Source organism: Sphingomonas sandaracina (genome assembly GCF_036663695.1).
Lineage (GTDB): Bacteria > Pseudomonadota > Alphaproteobacteria > Sphingomonadales > Sphingomonadaceae > Sphingomonas.
Map to the genome: position 1 here is coordinate 66,282 of NZ_JAXOJK010000001.1, position 16,469 is coordinate 82,750.

General features: G+C 64.4%; 12 protein-coding genes. 5 read left to right on the forward strand and 7 right to left on the reverse strand.

All coding sequences use genetic code 11. The features are described from left to right. Nucleotides 1-92: 92 nt before the first annotated feature. From U1707_RS18990 to U1707_RS00305, 7 genes are all read right to left on the reverse strand, one after another. Complete coding sequence (locus U1707_RS18990; RefSeq protein ID WP_443025623.1) at nt 93-371, reverse strand: glycoside hydrolase family 9 protein; 279 nt, start codon at nt 369-371, stop codon at nt 93-95. 218 nt (nt 372-589) lie between these two features. After that, on the reverse strand, nt 590-1,684 hold the full coding sequence (locus U1707_RS00280) for an SGNH/GDSL hydrolase family protein (RefSeq protein WP_332798171.1): 1,095 nt from the start codon (nt 1,682-1,684) through the stop codon (nt 590-592). 2 nt (nt 1,685-1,686) lie between these two features. Continuing rightward, entirely contained in the window at nt 1,687-2,688 is a 1,002-nt protein-coding gene (locus tag U1707_RS00285; RefSeq protein WP_332798172.1) for a glycosyl hydrolase, read from the reverse strand. Continuing rightward, nucleotides 2,688-4,007, reverse strand: coding sequence for a glycoside hydrolase 5 family protein (locus U1707_RS00290; protein WP_332798173.1), 1,320 nt, complete (start codon nt 4,005-4,007; stop codon nt 2,688-2,690). Before U1707_RS00290 ends, U1707_RS00285 begins: the two co-directional genes overlap by 1 nt. Nucleotides 4,008-4,380: 373 nt before the next feature. After that, on the reverse strand, nt 4,381-5,955 hold the full coding sequence (locus U1707_RS00295) for a sensor histidine kinase (protein ID WP_332798174.1): 1,575 nt from the start codon (nt 5,953-5,955) through the stop codon (nt 4,381-4,383). Then, a complete protein-coding gene (locus U1707_RS00300) occupies nt 5,952-6,662 on the reverse strand; it encodes a response regulator transcription factor (RefSeq protein ID WP_332798175.1) in 711 nt (236 codons plus the stop codon). Before U1707_RS00300 ends, U1707_RS00295 begins: the two co-directional genes overlap by 4 nt. An 11-nt stretch (nt 6,663-6,673) precedes the next feature. Next, nucleotides 6,674-8,245 carry a DUF4153 domain-containing protein gene (locus U1707_RS00305; RefSeq protein WP_332798176.1) on the reverse strand — a complete coding sequence of 524 codons (1,572 nt, stop codon included), beginning with the start codon at nt 8,243-8,245 and terminating at the stop codon, nt 6,674-6,676. 1,111 nt (nt 8,246-9,356) lie between these two features. Here U1707_RS00305 and U1707_RS00310 point away from each other — a divergent pair. The 5 genes from U1707_RS00310 to U1707_RS00330 all read left to right on the forward strand — a co-directional run bounded on the left by U1707_RS00310 (nt 9,357) and on the right by U1707_RS00330 (nt 16,283). Beyond that, on the forward strand, nt 9,357-10,490 hold the full coding sequence (locus U1707_RS00310) for an ROK family transcriptional regulator (RefSeq protein WP_332798177.1): 1,134 nt from the start codon (nt 9,357-9,359) through the stop codon (nt 10,488-10,490). A gap of 106 nt (nt 10,491-10,596) precedes the next feature. Beyond that, complete coding sequence (locus U1707_RS00315; RefSeq protein ID WP_332798178.1) at nt 10,597-13,374, forward strand: TonB-dependent receptor; 2,778 nt, start codon at nt 10,597-10,599, stop codon at nt 13,372-13,374. Nucleotides 13,375-13,391: 17 nt separating this feature from the next. Further along, nucleotides 13,392-14,339: a glycerophosphodiester phosphodiesterase family protein gene (locus U1707_RS00320; protein ID WP_332798179.1), complete on the forward strand. Its 948-nt coding sequence runs from the start codon at nt 13,392-13,394 to the stop codon at nt 14,337-14,339. 626 nt (nt 14,340-14,965) lie between these two features. After that, on the forward strand, nt 14,966-15,415 hold the full coding sequence (locus U1707_RS00325) for a DUF2157 domain-containing protein (protein WP_332798180.1): 450 nt from the start codon (nt 14,966-14,968) through the stop codon (nt 15,413-15,415). A gap of 418 nt (nt 15,416-15,833) precedes the next feature. Further along, nucleotides 15,834-16,283 (forward strand): hypothetical protein, encoded by a 450-nt coding sequence (locus U1707_RS00330; RefSeq protein ID WP_332798181.1) that lies wholly within the window; start codon nt 15,834-15,836, stop codon nt 16,281-16,283. The last annotated feature ends 186 nt before the right edge of the window (nt 16,284-16,469 follow it).

Genomic DNA, 16,469 nt, shown 5'->3' on the forward strand with positions numbered 1-16,469 from the left:
TTCGCACGTCGATCCGGCCTACCGTCGTCGCGATGCGTCGAGGAAGTCGGCGGTCCAGACCAGGGGCGCGTTCCAGTTGATTGCGAGCTCGTTCACCGTAAACGCGCGGTAATCGTCGATGCAGCAGGGGCGCACCCCTTATCGGCCCGGGCTCGTTGGCGGCGGCGGAATTTGCGCCAACTGACAGCATACCGGCAAGCGGTGCGGGATGACGCCTGTCCGCAGGCCCCCCAGAAGCGGTGATGCGGGTGCTGCATCGCGCGCGTGCCGATCCCGTTGACGTAGGAACGGTCGAGCGAATTGCGACCGAGGATTAGTCGAGGCTTGCCACGAACGCGTCGCGGTAGGCGGGTTTGCGATCGATCTGCCATGCGACCCCGAGGACGATCGCGCGGTTGAGGATCGAACTGTTCGATCCCCAGGATAGTTCGTGCCACCAAAGGGGATCCCGTAGCTGCTGTGCAGTCCTTGAGCCACGAAGCCGTCGGCGAGCGCGATAATCCGGCTGCGAAGTATCGTAAGATCTTCGGTGGGTAGCACGTCGGGCAGCGTCGCAAGCGTCAGTGCGCTAGCGACGCGGATCATTTGCTCATTTACGCATCCAGATCTCCGGATGCGTATCAATGTAAGTCGATAGTGCTGTCGTGATCCGAGCGTCGTCCGACGTCGAAGGGTGCGCATGGCAGCCGGTGAAGGCAAGGTCGGTCACGCGCACAAAGGCGACATTGCGCTCGCCTTCAGCTTTGAGACGTGCGGCGACCTTACCGACTTCTGCGGCGATTTCTCCATCGGCCATGTCGGTCGCCCACAAAACGACATGTGCGTCCGGGTTGGCAGCGCGCAGGCGTTTGACGAAGTCGACATAATGCTGCTCGTAATCGGCGTGCAGTGCCGCGCGTGTCTTCCACGGCTCGCCGGGATGCAGCGGTGTGGTGAAGTCGTTGGTGCCGAGCGCGATGACGTACAGGCGGGGGCGCCAGGCGGTGTCAGTGTAGCGCGTGGTCTTGTCGAACAGTATGAACGGATAGGCTACGGGCACGGTATCGGCGGCCATGCCGTCGTAATTGCGGACGATGCCGCGGCCGGAGATCGCGTTGACCTGATAGTCGGCGCCGTAGCGACGGGCGGTCAGCGCGGGCATCGCTTGCGAGGCGTCGGTGGTGGTCCAGACTTCGTCCTGCGTGCAGTCGCGCTTGGTCGAGATGTTGCCGTAGCCGACGGTGTGGGAGTCGCCGATGAACTCGATCTGCCGCGTACGAGTGGGCGCGGGGAGGGCGCGCGTTCCGGCCGTGGCGTAAAAACCTCCGAAGACGGTCGGTGCGGCCTGGCTTTCGCTGGCGACATCCACGCGGATGGTATGGCGGCCGTTCGCGAGGTCGGCGACGCGGTAGAGGCCCGGCTTGGGCTTGACGAGCGTGCCGGTGGTGCTGCCGTCAACCGAAACACGGAGGATGACGTCGCCCTCGCCGACCTTCAACAAGACGCCGACGCCGAGGAACGTTGCTTCGAAATACGTGCCGGGCCATTGGCGACGATAACCGTTGCCGGTGCGGTCGACACGGCCGGCGATGTGCACCGGCAGCGGTGCTCCGGGCTTGATCGACACCGGCGTCACGGACAGCGGCGTGGAAATTGCCGACGTCGACAACATTGCCGCGCCGAGCATGCCCAGGAGTTTCTTCATGCTCATACCTCTAGCCATGCGGGGAGCTCATCCTTGGTGAGGGAGCGCTTTGCGTTGAAATCGCGCCGCAGTTGCTCCGCCGTATTCTGGTCGGGGCCGGTGAGCCATCGGGTGTGCCAGGTCATGAACCAGAGCCAGTCTGCGTCTGGACCAAGCAATGTCGGGTCGGGGACGGGACCATTCTCGTGCAAGCAGATCGGTAGCGTGTCTGCGACGATTGCCTTTACCTGTGCAAACATCGGCGCGAGGTTGCCGTGGTCGTTCGCGTAGATATCCGCGCCGGCGACATCGACTGTCGCCCGGCCCGGATACCAGGCGGGATCAACGTTTTGCCCGGCCCAGCCGAGTACCCAGATCAGGTTGTTCAGCCGGTGGACGCGCGTAAACTGGTCGTACATCAGTGCCCAGAGCGCCTTGAACGCGTCGGGGCCGTGCTTGCCCCACCAGAACCAGTCGCCGCTGAACTCGTGAAAAGGGCGCCAGAGGACGGAAATGCCCCGGTCTTGCAACACCTTCAGCAGGCGTGCGACTTCAGCCATGTCGCGCATCATCGCGATGTTCTGCGGCGTGCCGGGTTTGAGCGCGGCGGCGACGTCGAAGTCCTTCTTGGAATTCTCGTAGCCGGTGCCGATGTCGGGGGCGCCCCAGTGCCAGCAAAGCGTGACGATCCCGCCAGACCGCGCCCATGCGGTCGCACGATCGTTGACGGCGTCGTTGTCGCGCGCATCGATATAATCGAGGCCGAGAATGGCGGGCAGTTTGCCGGTGACGCGCTGGAGATAGTCCAGTTCGCCGTTCGGATTGAGCGGGCCGGATCCCTGTTCCTGCTGGCCGGTCAGCGTTCTTCGCCCGTATTGGCTCCATAAATATGCGTAGAGTTTTCGCGCGGCCGGCGACGCACTCGCGTTGCTCAGCGTGCGGTCTGGGACCGCCGCCAGCGCCGGCATGCCGTGAAGCAGGCCGAGCGCTGCGGTCATGCCCAGTGTTTCGCGTCGGCTCAGCATCAGATCGCCGCCATCGCCGACGCATGCGCGCGGATCACGGCCTGCGTCGACGTGTCGCTGTCGAACACGCCGTACCAGCCCTGCGGTTCGTGCGGCGGATCGCCCATGTAGCCGAGATCGCCGCGCTGAAAACGGTGATCGGCGTGCGGTGTGCGCGCCTCGCCGTTCCAGGCCCAGAAATTCGAGCCCGCCAGCGGTCCGCCGGACTTCGCATTGGCTTCGATCGCCGCGTAGATCTGGCGATAGAAGCGATCCTTGTACTCGGTCGTGATGGTCGGATCATAGGCATTCTGCCCGTCGCGGGGATAGCCGAACTCCTCGATTACCAGTGGCTTGCCGAGCGCGGTGGCGAGCCGGATGTGCGCGTCGATATAATCGGCGACTTTCGCCGCGCCGGCGTCGTAGGTGCCTGCGAGATCGCCCGCATCCATCCACGTCCAGTTGTTCGGCCAGATATGCGTCGTGAGGTAATCGATCGACGGCGAGCGATGCGCGGCAAGTACGACGTCCTCGCGCTCGATCGAACCCTTCAGCCCTTCGGAGCCGGTCGAGACGAGGTGGTTGGGATCGAGCATCTTGATGTACCGCGCGGTCTCGTCGATCCAGCGATAGAAGTTCGGCAGGTTGGGAACGGCAACCGTAGCCCCGCCTGCCGGACGCGGTTCGTTCGCGAGCTGCCAAGCCATGATCGTCGGGTCGGCAGCGTATGCGACACCCGTCACGCTGTTGGTGCGCGAGACGACCGCGCGGATATAGTCGCGGTACATCGCCTGCGCTTGGCCGTTCGTGTAAAAGGCTGCGTTCCAGTCGGCGAACTCGGGCCATGGATGCGCGGGGTCGTTCATGTTGATGAACTTGCCGCCGTTGACCCACGACAGGTAGGTCATCATCCCGCCCGACCATTCCCAGAAGTTGGTCAGGTAGATCACGCCGGTCATGTCGCGCTTCGCCATTTCGGCGAGCGTCCAGTCGAGGCCTTTGAGCAGGTCTTCATTGTAGGTCGCGGTCTTGTCGCGGAACCCGGGCGTGATCGAGTTCTTCAGCGGCGATAGTTCGGCAGAGCCAAGGATGCGCAGATTACGGACGCCAAGCGTCCTTAGCCGGTCGAGCTCGCGTCCAAGTCGCGCGCGATTGCCGTAGGCGGTGCCCGCTCCCAGCCAGGCGCCGTACCAGATGTTCGCGCCAGCGTAGCGATAGGGCTTGCCGTTCCGTTCGAAGCCGTTGCCGACAACGGTAACGAGCGATGACGGCGACCGTTGTCCGGCAAGCTTCCCTTTCCCGAGATTAGCCGAGTTCGTGCATGCAGCGACTAACGCCACCCCGCCTAATAGAGCAGCACGCCTGTCAATTCCCGCCAATGCCGACTTCCCGATCCAGTTATAGGTCCGAAGACGATAGCGCCCGGTCCGCGTCTCACGCTAGCTGGCTTATGGTTCTCGCCAAAACAAAAACCTGATAATCAAGCGCGAAAGCCGCACCTAACTATAATGCAAACCAGCCAACATGAGCCGAAATCTGGAGCAGATGAACGGCGGAAGTTGGGAAGCACGAATGCCGCGCGCATACGCGGAGTCGAGTCTTGGGGCCTGCGGATAGTTCTTCGTGATCCTTGGCCAGGCGAGCCCGCTGCGGCGACTTGGCGAATCATGCTGAGCGCATCCGGCAGAGCAAAAAGCAGGCTTTTACCAGGAATCATGCAGCGCGCGGTATGACCAGCACGAACGTCGAACCTGATTCATCATCGAGTATCAAACTGCCGCCCGCGCCTTCGATCAACGATCGGGCAATGGCAAGGCCGAGACCGGTGCCGCCGGTCGTGCGTTTGGTCGTAAAGAAGGGTTCGAACACGCGGTCGCGGTCGCAGGCGGGGATGCCCGGGCCGTCATCGATGACGTACAATGCGACTTGAGTGCGAGTGATCGTCGCGCGCACGTCGATCATGCGTGCGCCCGCCTGACGACTATTCTCGAACAGCGTGGTCACGGCCGCCTCGAGCGTCGCGCCGGGCACGGGAAGCGCGGGCAGTTCGGCGGGCAGCGAAACGATCACGCCTGCGTCACGTACCGCATCGGCCACACGACCGATCACCGCGAGTGGGGCGATCGTCGTTGCGGTACCGGGTTCAGCCATGTCGGCGCGAGCCAGGTCCAGCAGACGCGTAACGAGCAAGGCCAGTCGATCGGCATCGGCATCGGCGTTGGCGAGGAACCGGTGGCGGTCGGCTGCGGCCATATCGGGATGATCCTGCAGCAGTTCTATCGCGCCGCGAATCCCTGCGAGCGGCGTCTTGAATTCGTGGCTGACCGCGTGTGCGAAGTCGCGCAGATAGTGCGAGCGACGCTCGATCGCCGCCGCCATCGCGGCAAAGTCGGCGTAGAGGCCCTGGATCTCGATCGCCGCGGTGACCGGCGCGTCGGGCACGCGGCCAGGGCCGGTAGCCACCGCGCGCGTCGCGATCCCAAGCTGCTCGATCGGCCGCGTCACCCCGCGTGAGATGACGCCGCTGAGCGCGACGAGCGCCAGAAAAATAGCGGCTACGCCGATCAGGATCTTGCCGCGATCCTCGTACAGGCCCTTGAACAACGCGCGGGCGGAGCGGGAGAGCAGCAGCACGCCGACCACCCGCCCGTTCACGACGACGGGTCGGGCGTAATGGACGCGGATCGCGGCGGCGCGCGAGAGCCATTCGAACCGATAGGTCGCACGGTAGGCGCCGTTGCGGCGCAGGACCGTCGTCGATCGTCCCGCAAGCGCCGCGACGATTTCGGGCAGGGCCGCATAGCTACCGCCCGCGGAGGTGGCGACGATGCGTCCGTTGCGATCGAGCAGGGTCATGCCGGCGAGCGTGGTCGCACGGGTCGCATCGAGTACGGGCTCGAGCCGTGTCATCGCTTGTGTCGCATCGGGCGAAATAGGGCCCGCCGGGGTGGGGGCGGGGCGTTCGTCGAGGATCGGCGTGGTGCTGAGGTCGACCCCGGACGTGGTGGGGCTTGGGTCATACGGATCGATGGCCGTCGCCGCGCCAGGAGGCACGTTACGGCCCGGCGGGCTCTCCGGCCAGACGAGCGCGGCGGTCGCTGCCAGTGCCGCGCCCTGCGCGACCAGTTCGGCCTCGGTCTGGCGGACGAGCGTGTTCTCGTAAACGCGCAGGAACACAGCGCCGACGCCAGGCATCGCTGCCACGACGAACAGCGTTGCGAACAGGATCGTGCGCAGCCGCAGTTGTGGCCAGTGGCGTTTCGCCCAGTCTTTGACGACGGCGATCACGTTCCCGCGCACGCACCCAGGCGATAGCCGATACCCGCCCGCGTCTCGATCAGGTCCGCTGCACCGACACAGGCGAATTTCGCACGAAGGTTGCGGATATGGCTGTCGATCGTCCGGTCGGTGACGGCGAAGCCGGGGCCGTGCAACCGATCGATGATCGCATCGCGGCTGAACACCTTGCCAGGCATCGAGACGAGCAGGCGGAGGATTTGGAACTCCGTGACGGTGAGCGGCACGTCGGCATGGTCCCACAGCGCACGCCAGCCATCGAGCTCCAGGCGCAGGCGGCCTTGGATCAGGTCGCGCCCGGCATTGGTGGCGGGCGGCGGCGAAGTCGTACGGCGCAGGATGGCCATGACCCGCGCGACGACTTCACGCGGCGAGAAGGGTTTGACGACATAATCGTCGGCGCCGAGCTCGATGCCGAGCACACGGTCGATCTCGTCGTCGCGGCTCGACAGGAACAGGATGGGGACACCGCCGCCGGTATCGCCGCGCGCGCGCAGGCGGCGGCAGACTTCGAGCCCGTCCATCCGGGGCATGTTTATGTCGAGGATGACGAGGTCCGGCAACCGCGCGGCGGCAAGCGCGAGCGCCGCCTCGCCGTCTTCGGCCTCGATCGCGCCGAGCCCTGCCTTGCCGAGCGCGAAGACGAGGAGTTGACGGATATGGGGATCGTCGTCGACGACCAGGATGGTGCGGGGCATGGGGCACAGGATCATCGTTCCGCCCCTGCCGTCAACGGTGTTGGGGCCGGCGTGACGAGGGTGGCCGGTGGTGGCGGTGTCACGGACCCGTCGCAGCCTCGGCCGTGCGGGGCGGGACGCACGACCGGCGGGCGGACGCCGACGAGCGCTTCGGCTGTATCGAGCCGGCGCGCGGCGCGCGGTGTCCAGCTTCGCCAAGTGGCTTGGGATCGGATCGTGCTGCGCTGCGCCTCCCATCGCAACCAGGCGATACGATCGCGAAGCAAGGGTTGGCGCGCCTGCCGCTCGAGCGTCGCCAGCGACAAGAGTGCGGACGGGCCGAGGTGCGCCATGTAGCACAGATCGAGCGGGGGCCCCGACTTACCGGTTGTCAGGGCGGTCCGCGCGTTCCACGCCGCTGCGGTCGCGCCGAGATCGATGACGCTTGCAAGCGCAAGCACGATTGCTGCCGCAAGCGCATTTGCGTTGATCAGCCACGCCGCCGACCGCCCCATCAACAGACGCCAGCCGATCAGCACCAGCCCCGTCGCTACCAACACCATCCACACCAGCGCGGCGAGCCGAAGAATGGTCATCCCATAGGCGTCGACATAATCGAGCGTGCGTAAACCACTGGAGGCGACAAGCAGCAGGTTCTGCACGATCCACAAGGCCACAAGGCGGCGGACCTTCGGTCGCGTCGCCCCGGTATTTCCCGGCCTGAGTGCCACGAGTACGAACAGCCCAGCCAGCAACGCGGTGACGATCAACGAATAGGCGCCGCGATGCGCGTACTCCGCCATCGTGACGCCAGCGGGCAAGTCCGCACCGCTCCATGGGAAGGCGAGGTCGAGTGCATTCTCGACCGCGAAGATCGCGTTGAAGGTCACGAGCGACAGCGTCAGCGTTGCCACGCTGGGATCGAGCGCGGCAACCGTCGGGCGATCGGCGCCGCGTGCCAGTCGCGTTGCCGCCGCACTTGGCCGCAGGCTCGTCCATACGACGACGACGACCAGCGCCGCGAGCACGCTGCGCCAGACCATCGTCACGGTGTCGGGCAGGACGATGTTGGCAAAGGCGCGATCGATCAGCGGATTGGCGGATGCAAACAGCGCGAGAAAAATGGCACCGCCGCCGATTGGGATGACGAGCATTCGGGCCACGGCGCGAATACCGCCCGCCGTCCGCCCCCTGCGTTCGCGGACGGTCGCGATCCGTGCGGCATCGCGCAGCGGCGATAGCATGCCGGTGAGGCCGAACCATGCCACGCGCAATCCCCAAGCGAGTGCATCGTCGAACCCGCGGCGCGGCAAAAGGCTGGTGAGCGCCAATGCGATGCAGAACAACAACCAGGCGAGCGGGCTCGGATCGTCGACCAGCACCAAGGCGAATATGGCGGCGACGATCGCCGCGATGCGTGCGGTAGCGACGCGTAGCGTCGCGCGTCGGGTCGCCAGCACCAGGGCGAGCCAAGAGACGGCGAACCCGCCGACGACCGCGCCCAAATCATTGCCGTCGACGATAAACTCGGCGGCCGCCACGAGCGTCAACACCGCCCCCATCTTGGCGATCAGCCGGTCCTGCGTATTAGAGCGCGCGTCCATCATGATCTCCCGATTGTGAGGGGCATCCATGGTGGACGGGCGTCCGGATCGGATGGGGCACCCCACGCAGAACGCGATTTGATCCGGTGCAGAACCTGTGCAGGAGCACGATTGGTTTACCTGGAGCGCGGTCGATCGGGCAGGGCCCTCAACGGTTTACCGCGGTGGTGCGCCTGGACGTTGACACCCGCCTCTAACGTTCAGCCGCCGCAGGGGCTGGGAGATTATGCCCAAACGGGAATGAGTGTCTGAGGTTGGGGACCGACTGACATGCGCACGGCCGTATCGCTGCGAGGCTTGGCGTAGCCACCGTCTGCGTAAGAACGGGCCGTGGCTACGGGTATGAGCCCAACCGGACCCATGAGTTCGGGCACAGACACCTGCGCTGGGCGGCATTGCCAGGCGGCATTAGCCGCCGTGCTGGCCGTAATCGTCCGCTCGGGCCTACATCGTAGCTTCATGGGGCAGCCGAGGAACACGACCTCACTATAGGCAGCGCGCCGGCGCTGCGTATACGCGATCACGCCCCTGTGCTTGAGGCCGCGGACGGTGGCGCCGACAGCGGTCTTGGTCAATCCGGCGGATCGGGCAGGCAACGATCACGCCGCGCTGGCCCGAAGCGCGAGCGACGCAGGCTGCGGCTTCGTTGCGGTTGAGACCGCCGGTGTGTGACACGGCGCGCAGTGCAGATGCCAGGGACTTGACTGATTCAGCCATGACTCACTTCAAAAATCATGGGAGCGAGCACATGTGACGACGCGCTCCGCGGATTTGGGAAACGAACGGTCGCTAAGATTGGCTTGCATAGGTGTCTAGCCGGCTCCCCGAATCCCCTGCTGGCAAAGGTGTGGGGTACGGGCCTCATTCATCGGCGTCGAATGTGGAAAATGGGAACGAGTCGCTCGGCTGCGAGCAGGGCTGGCTTGCGGCACAGGCTAGTCACAGCCAAAACCGGAACATGAACGAGCAGCGATTTTTAGGGGAGCATGCCGGCGGGGACAGCATATTGGTGGCGATTCAGCGGATTTAGTGATTGTGCGTGAACTAAATCGAGCAGGGACGGTGTCTAAAGCTGATGCGTGAAAATATCGTCAGTCGAAAGGATGATCGCGTGCCTCCGAAGCCGGAAATCCTTCTCTCCAAAGATCAGAAACGCATCGTCTGGGATTTGCGGATCTCCGGCCCCAGTGCGCGAACGACACTCGCCGATCGGCTCGATATGCACAATGGCGCGGTGACCCGGTTGAGCCGCGAGCTGATCGCGCTCGGGCTGGTCGAGGAGCATCTTCAGGACCAGCGCGGCCGGCGCGGCCGGCCGATCGTCCCGCTGGGTATCTCCAGCCGCGGCGGCTACGCGGCGGGCGCGACGCTGCATCCAGGCTGGCTCGAGATCGCGCTGGTCGATTTCGCCGGGACGGTCATCGTCCGCGACCTGGAGCCTTTCGACAGTCCCGATCCGCGCGCGTTCGTCGAGGCGGTGGATCGCCGGTTGCGCGGGCTAAGCATGAGCCACACTGTGCCGCGGTCGCGCTTCCTGGGGCTGGGCGTTGCAGCGACGGGACCGACGCTCGCAGGCGATCCGACGCGGCGCTGGACGGTCGACTGGCTGCAGGGCTGGCGCGATCTCGATCTGCAACGGCTGTTCGCCGACTATCTCGGCCTGCCGGTCTGGATCGAGAATGACGGGACGCTGGCGGCGCTCGCTGAATACTACGACAGCGGGCTGATCCGCACGTGCAGTTCGGCGATCGTCTTCTTCATTGGGCATGGGGTCGGCGGAGGGATCATCGTCGACCGCGCGATCCTGCGTGGCGAGCATGGCAATGCGGGTGAGATCGGCCGGTTGTTTCCGGGGAAATCCAAGCGGCCGTCGGGTATCGACCTGCTCGCCGAATTGCAGGCCGCCGGCGCCGACATCCGCGCGCTAAACGAGGTCGAGATGCATCAGGGCACGCATGCGGCGTTGATCGGTGCGTGGGTCGACCGCGCCGCCGCGCAACTTGCGGTCGCCGCCGATAGCGGGGTCGCATGGCTCGATCCCGGCGCGATCGTCGTATCGGGCGCGCTGCCCCTGCCGATCCTCCACGCGCTCGGTGCAGCCCTGGAACGCGCCGACTGGGCGACGGCCTTTTCCCATCTGCCTCGGCCGAAAATCCATGTGTCGCGACTTGGCAGCTGGGCGGCAGCGGTAGGCGCCGCACTGCTACCCATCCACCAGCTCGTCGCCCCAAATGCCGAACGGTGACGTGATTTATTTCCGGATAAATAAATAAAACTGCCACAACCACCGCCTAGCCGCGCCGTCATTGGGGCGGGCAGTCGATGCCGGCCAGACGGGCGGGGATCATCGCATGGTTGGGTTTTCATTACGGTTGCTGGCACTCGCCGGCGTGTCGTCGATCGCGATCGTCGGTCCGGTCGCGGCACAGCAGGCGGACGCCCCGTCGGCGGCCGGGGCGATTGAACCGGCGGCTGCGCCACCCGGGGATATCGTCGTTACCGGTATCCGGCGCGCCAACAACGTCGCGATCGAGGCCAAGCGTAATGCGACCAACATCATCGACGTCATCGGCTCGAACGATGTCCGCGCCTTGCCCGACGCGACCATCGTCGAGGCGTTGCGGCGCATCCCCGGTCTGTCGGTCCTGCCTGCGACCGACAACGAGCATCCGCGCGACGAGGCCGCGACGCCGGTGATCCGCGGGCTCGGCCCCGCATACAACAACGTGACGATCGACGGGTTGCAACTCGCCTCGCCCGGCACGCCCAACGGAACGCTCGGCTCGATCTCGCGCGGGGTACGTCTCGACATCCTGCCCGCATCAATGATCAGCCAGTTGCAGGTCGTGAAGACCTTCACCGCCGATCTCGATCCGAACGCGGTCGGTGGCGCGATCAACATCGTGACGCGCAGCGCGTTCGAAGGCGGCGGCAAGCCGTTCGTCACGACCGAGGCGTCGCTCGGCCATGCGAACGACACCGGCCTGCCGCGCCACCAACCCGATTTCGGCACGCGGCTCGGCGCGACGGTCAGCACGACGTTTGGCGCGAACCACCAATACGGCGTCGTCCTGTCGGGCAATTACCAGACGCTCAGCAGCTACACCGACACGCACATGACGACCGATACGATCCACTATTCCTTCTACAATGCGGCGGGACAGCTTCAGACCGGCGCCAATCTTGGCAACGGCTTTGCGGTGCCGCAGCAGGACAAATACTGGTACGTGATGGACAAGCGCGATCGCTACGGCCTGACCGGCAAGTTCGAGGTCCGGCCGACCGACACGCTCCAGGCCTATGCGTCGCTCGGCTATTATTATTTCAAGGACAAGATGGAGCGCAACGAGGTCCTGATCGACCCGCGCAACCGCGGCACCGTCCTGAACCAGACCGCGACCTCGGGCAATTATCCCGGCGGCGACGTCGAAGTGGGGTGGGAGAACGCCGATATCGTCACCCGCACTCGGGTCGGGCAGGCCGGTCTGACGTGGCAGCCCGGTGATCGCCAGACGCTCTCGCTCAAGGGCAGCGCGTCGCGCGCGACCTATGACGAAGTGTTCCAGATGATCAAATACGCGACCGGGGTCGCACGGCCGGTGCCCGGCATCGCCGGGGCCACGCCGACCGCGACGTCGAACTTCGCGTTCGCATACGACACCAGCCGCCTCGATCAGAAGTTCGCGGTCGATCCGGCAGCCTATAACAACTTGTCGAACTACAGCCTGCTCTATTACCGGCCGACCAACGAACGGCACGCCAGCGACACGGTGCTGACCGGGCGGCTCGATTACGGCCTCAACCAGGGCGCCGATGCTGACGGTATCGGGTTCGCGGCGGGCGCGAGCTACACCGACGATCGGCCCAAGTTCAATCTCGACCGGATCGATCTGGAGCCCAACACGACTGGTCGGCCGATCGGTCTTGCGACCGCGCTCGGCCCCGGCGGCGCGCCGCTCAACTATTCAAACGGCCTCTATTTGCTGACGATCGATCCGGTCGCTTCGGTCCGCGACATCACTGCGCAACCCGGATCAATCCTCAACAGCACGGATCAGTCGAACTACAACAACCAGGACGATTTCCGTCACGTCGAGAAGATCGTCGGCGGCTATGCACTTGCCAGCTACGTCTCGTCGGCGATCAACGCGCAGGCGGGCGTCCATCTCGATCACACCGACCAGTCGACCGTCGGACGGATCAAACGCAACGGCGTCTTCGTCGACCAGCCGACCAGGTCGAGCTACACTTATCTGCTGCCCTCGGCGATCGCGACCTGGCATGCGACGCCCGCGATCGATCTTCGCGCCGCGGCCAGCCAGACGATCGGTCGGCCCAGCTATGACAGCTACGCCGCGCGCAGTTCGATCGGCTTCGTCAATGCGAGCGACCTCGGCAACGGGGCGGCGACCGGCGTCAACGTCGCGATCGGCAATCCCGACATCAAGCCGCGCCGTTCGACCAATCTCGACCTCGCCACGGACTGGACGCTGTCGAGCCGCTATGGCGGGATCGTCTCGCTCGCGGCGTTCTACAAGGACATCAAGGACGAGATCTTCAACGCGGCCTCCGTCGGCTACACCTATGAGGGGGTGAACTACGTCAACGCGTTGGTCACCCGGCCGACCAACGCGAGCAAGGCGAGCATCAAGGGGATCGAGGCGAGCGCGGTGCTGAACTCGCTCGAGCTCATCCACCCGCTGCTGAGCGGCTTCGGCGTCAGCGCGAACGCGGCGTTGCTTCGCGGGCGGATCGACGTGTTGAGCGGCGCCGACGTCGCGCGCAGCATCGACCGGCTCGTCGGCCAGCCCGACAGCACGCTCAACGCCAGCGTGTTCTATGCGAAACACGGCCTCGAACTGCGCGCGGCGTATAATCGACAAGGCAGGGCGCTGCGCACGATCATCAACGATATCGTCTGGCAGGACCTGTACTGGGCGCCGCGCGAGCAGGTCGACCTGACCGCGAATTACACGCTGCGGAACGGCGTCGCGGTGATCGGACAGGTCAGCAACCTGACGCACAGCCGCCTGACGAGCTTTGCGGGGCCGGACAAGAATTTGCTCAAGGACAGCTATTCCGTGCCGACGACCTTCTGGCTCGGCCTCCGTTTCACGCCCAAATTCTGATCCCGGAAAGGTCTGCCATGACACGATCGCATCTTGGGGCGCTGTCCCTACTGATCCTCGCCTCGCTACCCGCGGTTTCGACCGCTGCAGTGGTGCCGGCTCAAAACGTGCGGGAGATCCACGCGGCTCTGCTGGATCCGAACGGTCGCCTGCTGATTGCCGCGCATCGCGGGTGCCATAATTCGTCGCCTGGCCATGCCTTGCCGAGCGCACCAGAAAACTCGCTGATCGGCCTCGATCACTGCGTCGCGATGCGCATCGACATCATGGAGACCGATGTGCGCCGCACCCGCGACGGCTATCTGGTGATGATCCATGACGCGACGGTCGATCGGACGACCACCGGAACCGGTGCGGTCGATCACCTGACGCTTGCAGAGATCAAGTCGCTCCGCCTGCGCGACAACGAAGGAGAAAAGGGCGCTGGCCTCACCGACCAGCAGGTGCCGACTCTCGACGAGATCCTGGCGCATGCCGGCGACCGGATCGTGCTGAACCTGGACGTCAAGGACGCGATCTATGCCGAGGTGATCCAGGCCGTCGTCCGTGCAGGCGCGACCGACCGGGTCATCGTGAAGACCTCCGCCGGCATCGGGAGCGCGCCGCTGGCTGCGATGGCGCCCTACAACCGCGTGCCGTTCATGCCGATCCTTGCCAGCGGAGATGGAGCCGAGTCGGATCTGCCCGCAATCATCACACGCCAGGCTTCGGGCCCGCAGCGTCCGGTCGGCTTCGAAGTACCGCGCATGCTGGGCGCTGCTCTGCCTAGCGTTGCTGCGGCTGCTCGAGTGGCCCAAGGTCGTGTGTGGGTGAATACACTCTGGGAAGGATTCGTTGGCGGCTATGGCGGTGACGTGGATGCCTTACGCGATCCGGACGCAGTATGGGGACGCCTGCAACGAGCGGGTGTTAGTATAGTCCAGACCGACGAACCCGAGGCGCTCCGACGCTTTGTCCCCAGGTAATCGCCATTTCCGTTTTCCAAGAACGCTTAATCGGGTACGTTTTCAATGAGACCATGGCAGCGGACACAGTCGGGTAGGGCGGAACGATTTCCGAATGGCCCTGGCTATCCGCGCGTTCTATGGGCTGTGTTCTAGTGCGAGAAGATCTGAAGGTAGACTCTGGTGGGACCAGCGATGGTGCCGCAGACCCACTCACGGTTCAACTGGTCAAATGGGCCGACCTCATTTTTCTCATGGAGAAGGCGCACTGAAGCAAGCGGCGGCGATAATTTTGAGAGCCTATCGAGAGGCTCTAGGAGACACGCGCGTCATCTTCCTCGACATACCGCATGAATATGCTCTCCTGGAGTCGGAACTGGTCAGCCTTTTTGAGGATCACGCAGAGCAGGCACTTGCCCGAGAACTTACGGCGCCGCCAAAGAAGAGAGCTTAATTACGACAAACATGAATGAACAGCTGGTTTCCGTAAGAAGCACCGTTGGCCTGAATATCCGCGTGTGTGTCAAGCTGACCAGCCAGTCCCTCAAGCTCTGGCTGGTATCGGGTACGATTGCTCAAATGCGCGGCCGAAACGATGGCGCGGGGAGAACAGACCCGCTATCCATGATTAGCAAGCGGGGGACTAGATGAGCCAATTCAGAGAAGAGGTTCTGGGTTGGATCGTGTCCCGGCGAGTCGTGCGCGGCAGCGAACTTGCTGCGTTGCGGGCGGCTGGGATCGTTCCGAGACCGGCGCAATGGCGGGCGTTCCTGAGCCTGCTGGCCTTGTGGCTGGGCACGCTCGCCTTGGCTGCGGCAGTGATTTTTTTCTTTGCCTTCAATTGGACCGATCTGGATCGTCTCGCCAAGATTGGCCTAGCCGAAGCAGCGATCCTGGTTGCCCTGCTCGCCTGCTGGCGGCTTGATCTCAACGCGGTTGCGGGCAAGGCTGCGCTTACCCTGGTTAGCCTGCTGGTGGGAGCGCTGCTCGCTTTGGTTGGGCAGATATATCAGACCGGAGCGGACACGTTCGAGCTGTTCGCCTGTTGGGCCGTGTTGATCTTGCCGTGGGTGCTGATCGCGCGATACGCGTCGTGACCGGGCTGCGCGGCCCACGTCTGGAACTGTTGAAGCCCGCCCGGTAGGCAGACCCGATCGCGATCTCTGACGCGACATGCGATGCGAAATGTGTCGCCTTCCGCTCTGATGAATGAGCGTTCGAAGCTGAGGCACAAGGAACGGCGGGTTGGAAGTCTTCGTTTGGGTCCGCACGGCGGCGCGAATACGATTGTTTCAGCATAGGCCACGATCGCGAACATTTCCAGCAATGGCATCCGGGAATGGCGGACCTGGTTGGGTTTCGAGAACGCTCGCGTTTTCCAAACCTGATCCCCGCCGAAAGAGTGCCGGCCGTACCGATCGCTACCAAGGGCAAACGACCACTCGGCCGTGGCCGGGGTACCAGCCGGACCCAAGCTATAGACGCCCACCGGTCCGCCCGGACAATGGCCGACCGGTGTACCCAAGCGCCGGGCTAGTCGTCGACGGCAGAACCGTCGATCTCGGCCTCGGCTGCTTTGGCGATGGATTTAAGACGGGGATCGCGAGCGGTACGACATGGTTATGGAGTTGCGATCGAGACCGGTATGAGCACGGTACCTACAATACGACGAGGACCGAACTGTACGGTGCGTCGCTGATCGTCCAGACATGGGATGGGGCCGGTCGGATCCGCTTGCCCCGTTCGCTGATTCCCCCGATCTCGCGCGGCAACAACGGCTGGTGGGACCTGTACGATGTGTCCGTCAGTTCTGAGGTCATCCGCGCGAGCTACCGGCTCAACGGGCTCAACAAACCGAAGATCGTCATCGATCGCCGCAGCGGCCGGATCACCGTCCAAGGAACCGCGAACTATGGCTTTCGCGGTACCTGCGACATGATCAATCATGAGCCACGCAGGTTCTAGAGGCTGCGCCGACAGGCGGTCGTCCTGGGATTACCCGCGCTGGCGGGCATAAAGGTCTGGTTCTACACCATCGTCTATCTCGCCATCGGTGCGACAGCCATGCTGGCGGCGTCTGTGTATTTCTCGACCATTGGAACCTAGCCGGTGTCACCTGCGCAGCGTACCTCTGCCCGGCTCCCGCGCGTC

Bases quoted from the DNA above. Each gene is read 5' to 3' on its own strand.
- U1707_RS18990 (WP_443025623.1), bottom strand. From the start codon at position 371: ATGGCAGATCGATCGCAAACCCGCCTACCGCGACGCGTTCGTGGCAAG.
- U1707_RS00280 (WP_332798171.1), bottom strand. From the start codon at position 1,684: ATGAAGAAACTCCTGGGCATGCTCGGCGCGGCAATGTTGTCGACGTCG.
- U1707_RS00285 (WP_332798172.1), bottom strand. From the start codon at position 2,688: ATGCTGAGCCGACGCGAAACACTGGGCATGACCGCAGCGCTCGGCCTG.
- U1707_RS00300 (WP_332798175.1), bottom strand. From the start codon at position 6,662: ATGCCCCGCACCATCCTGGTCGTCGACGACGATCCCCATATCCGTCAA.
- U1707_RS00305 (WP_332798176.1), bottom strand. From the start codon at position 8,245: ATGGACGCGCGCTCTAATACGCAGGACCGGCTGATCGCCAAGATGGGG.
- U1707_RS00315 (WP_332798178.1), top strand. From the start codon at position 10,597: ATGGTTGGGTTTTCATTACGGTTGCTGGCACTCGCCGGCGTGTCGTCG.
- U1707_RS00320 (WP_332798179.1), top strand. From the start codon at position 13,392: ATGACACGATCGCATCTTGGGGCGCTGTCCCTACTGATCCTCGCCTCG.
- U1707_RS00325 (WP_332798180.1), top strand. From the start codon at position 14,966: ATGAGCCAATTCAGAGAAGAGGTTCTGGGTTGGATCGTGTCCCGGCGA.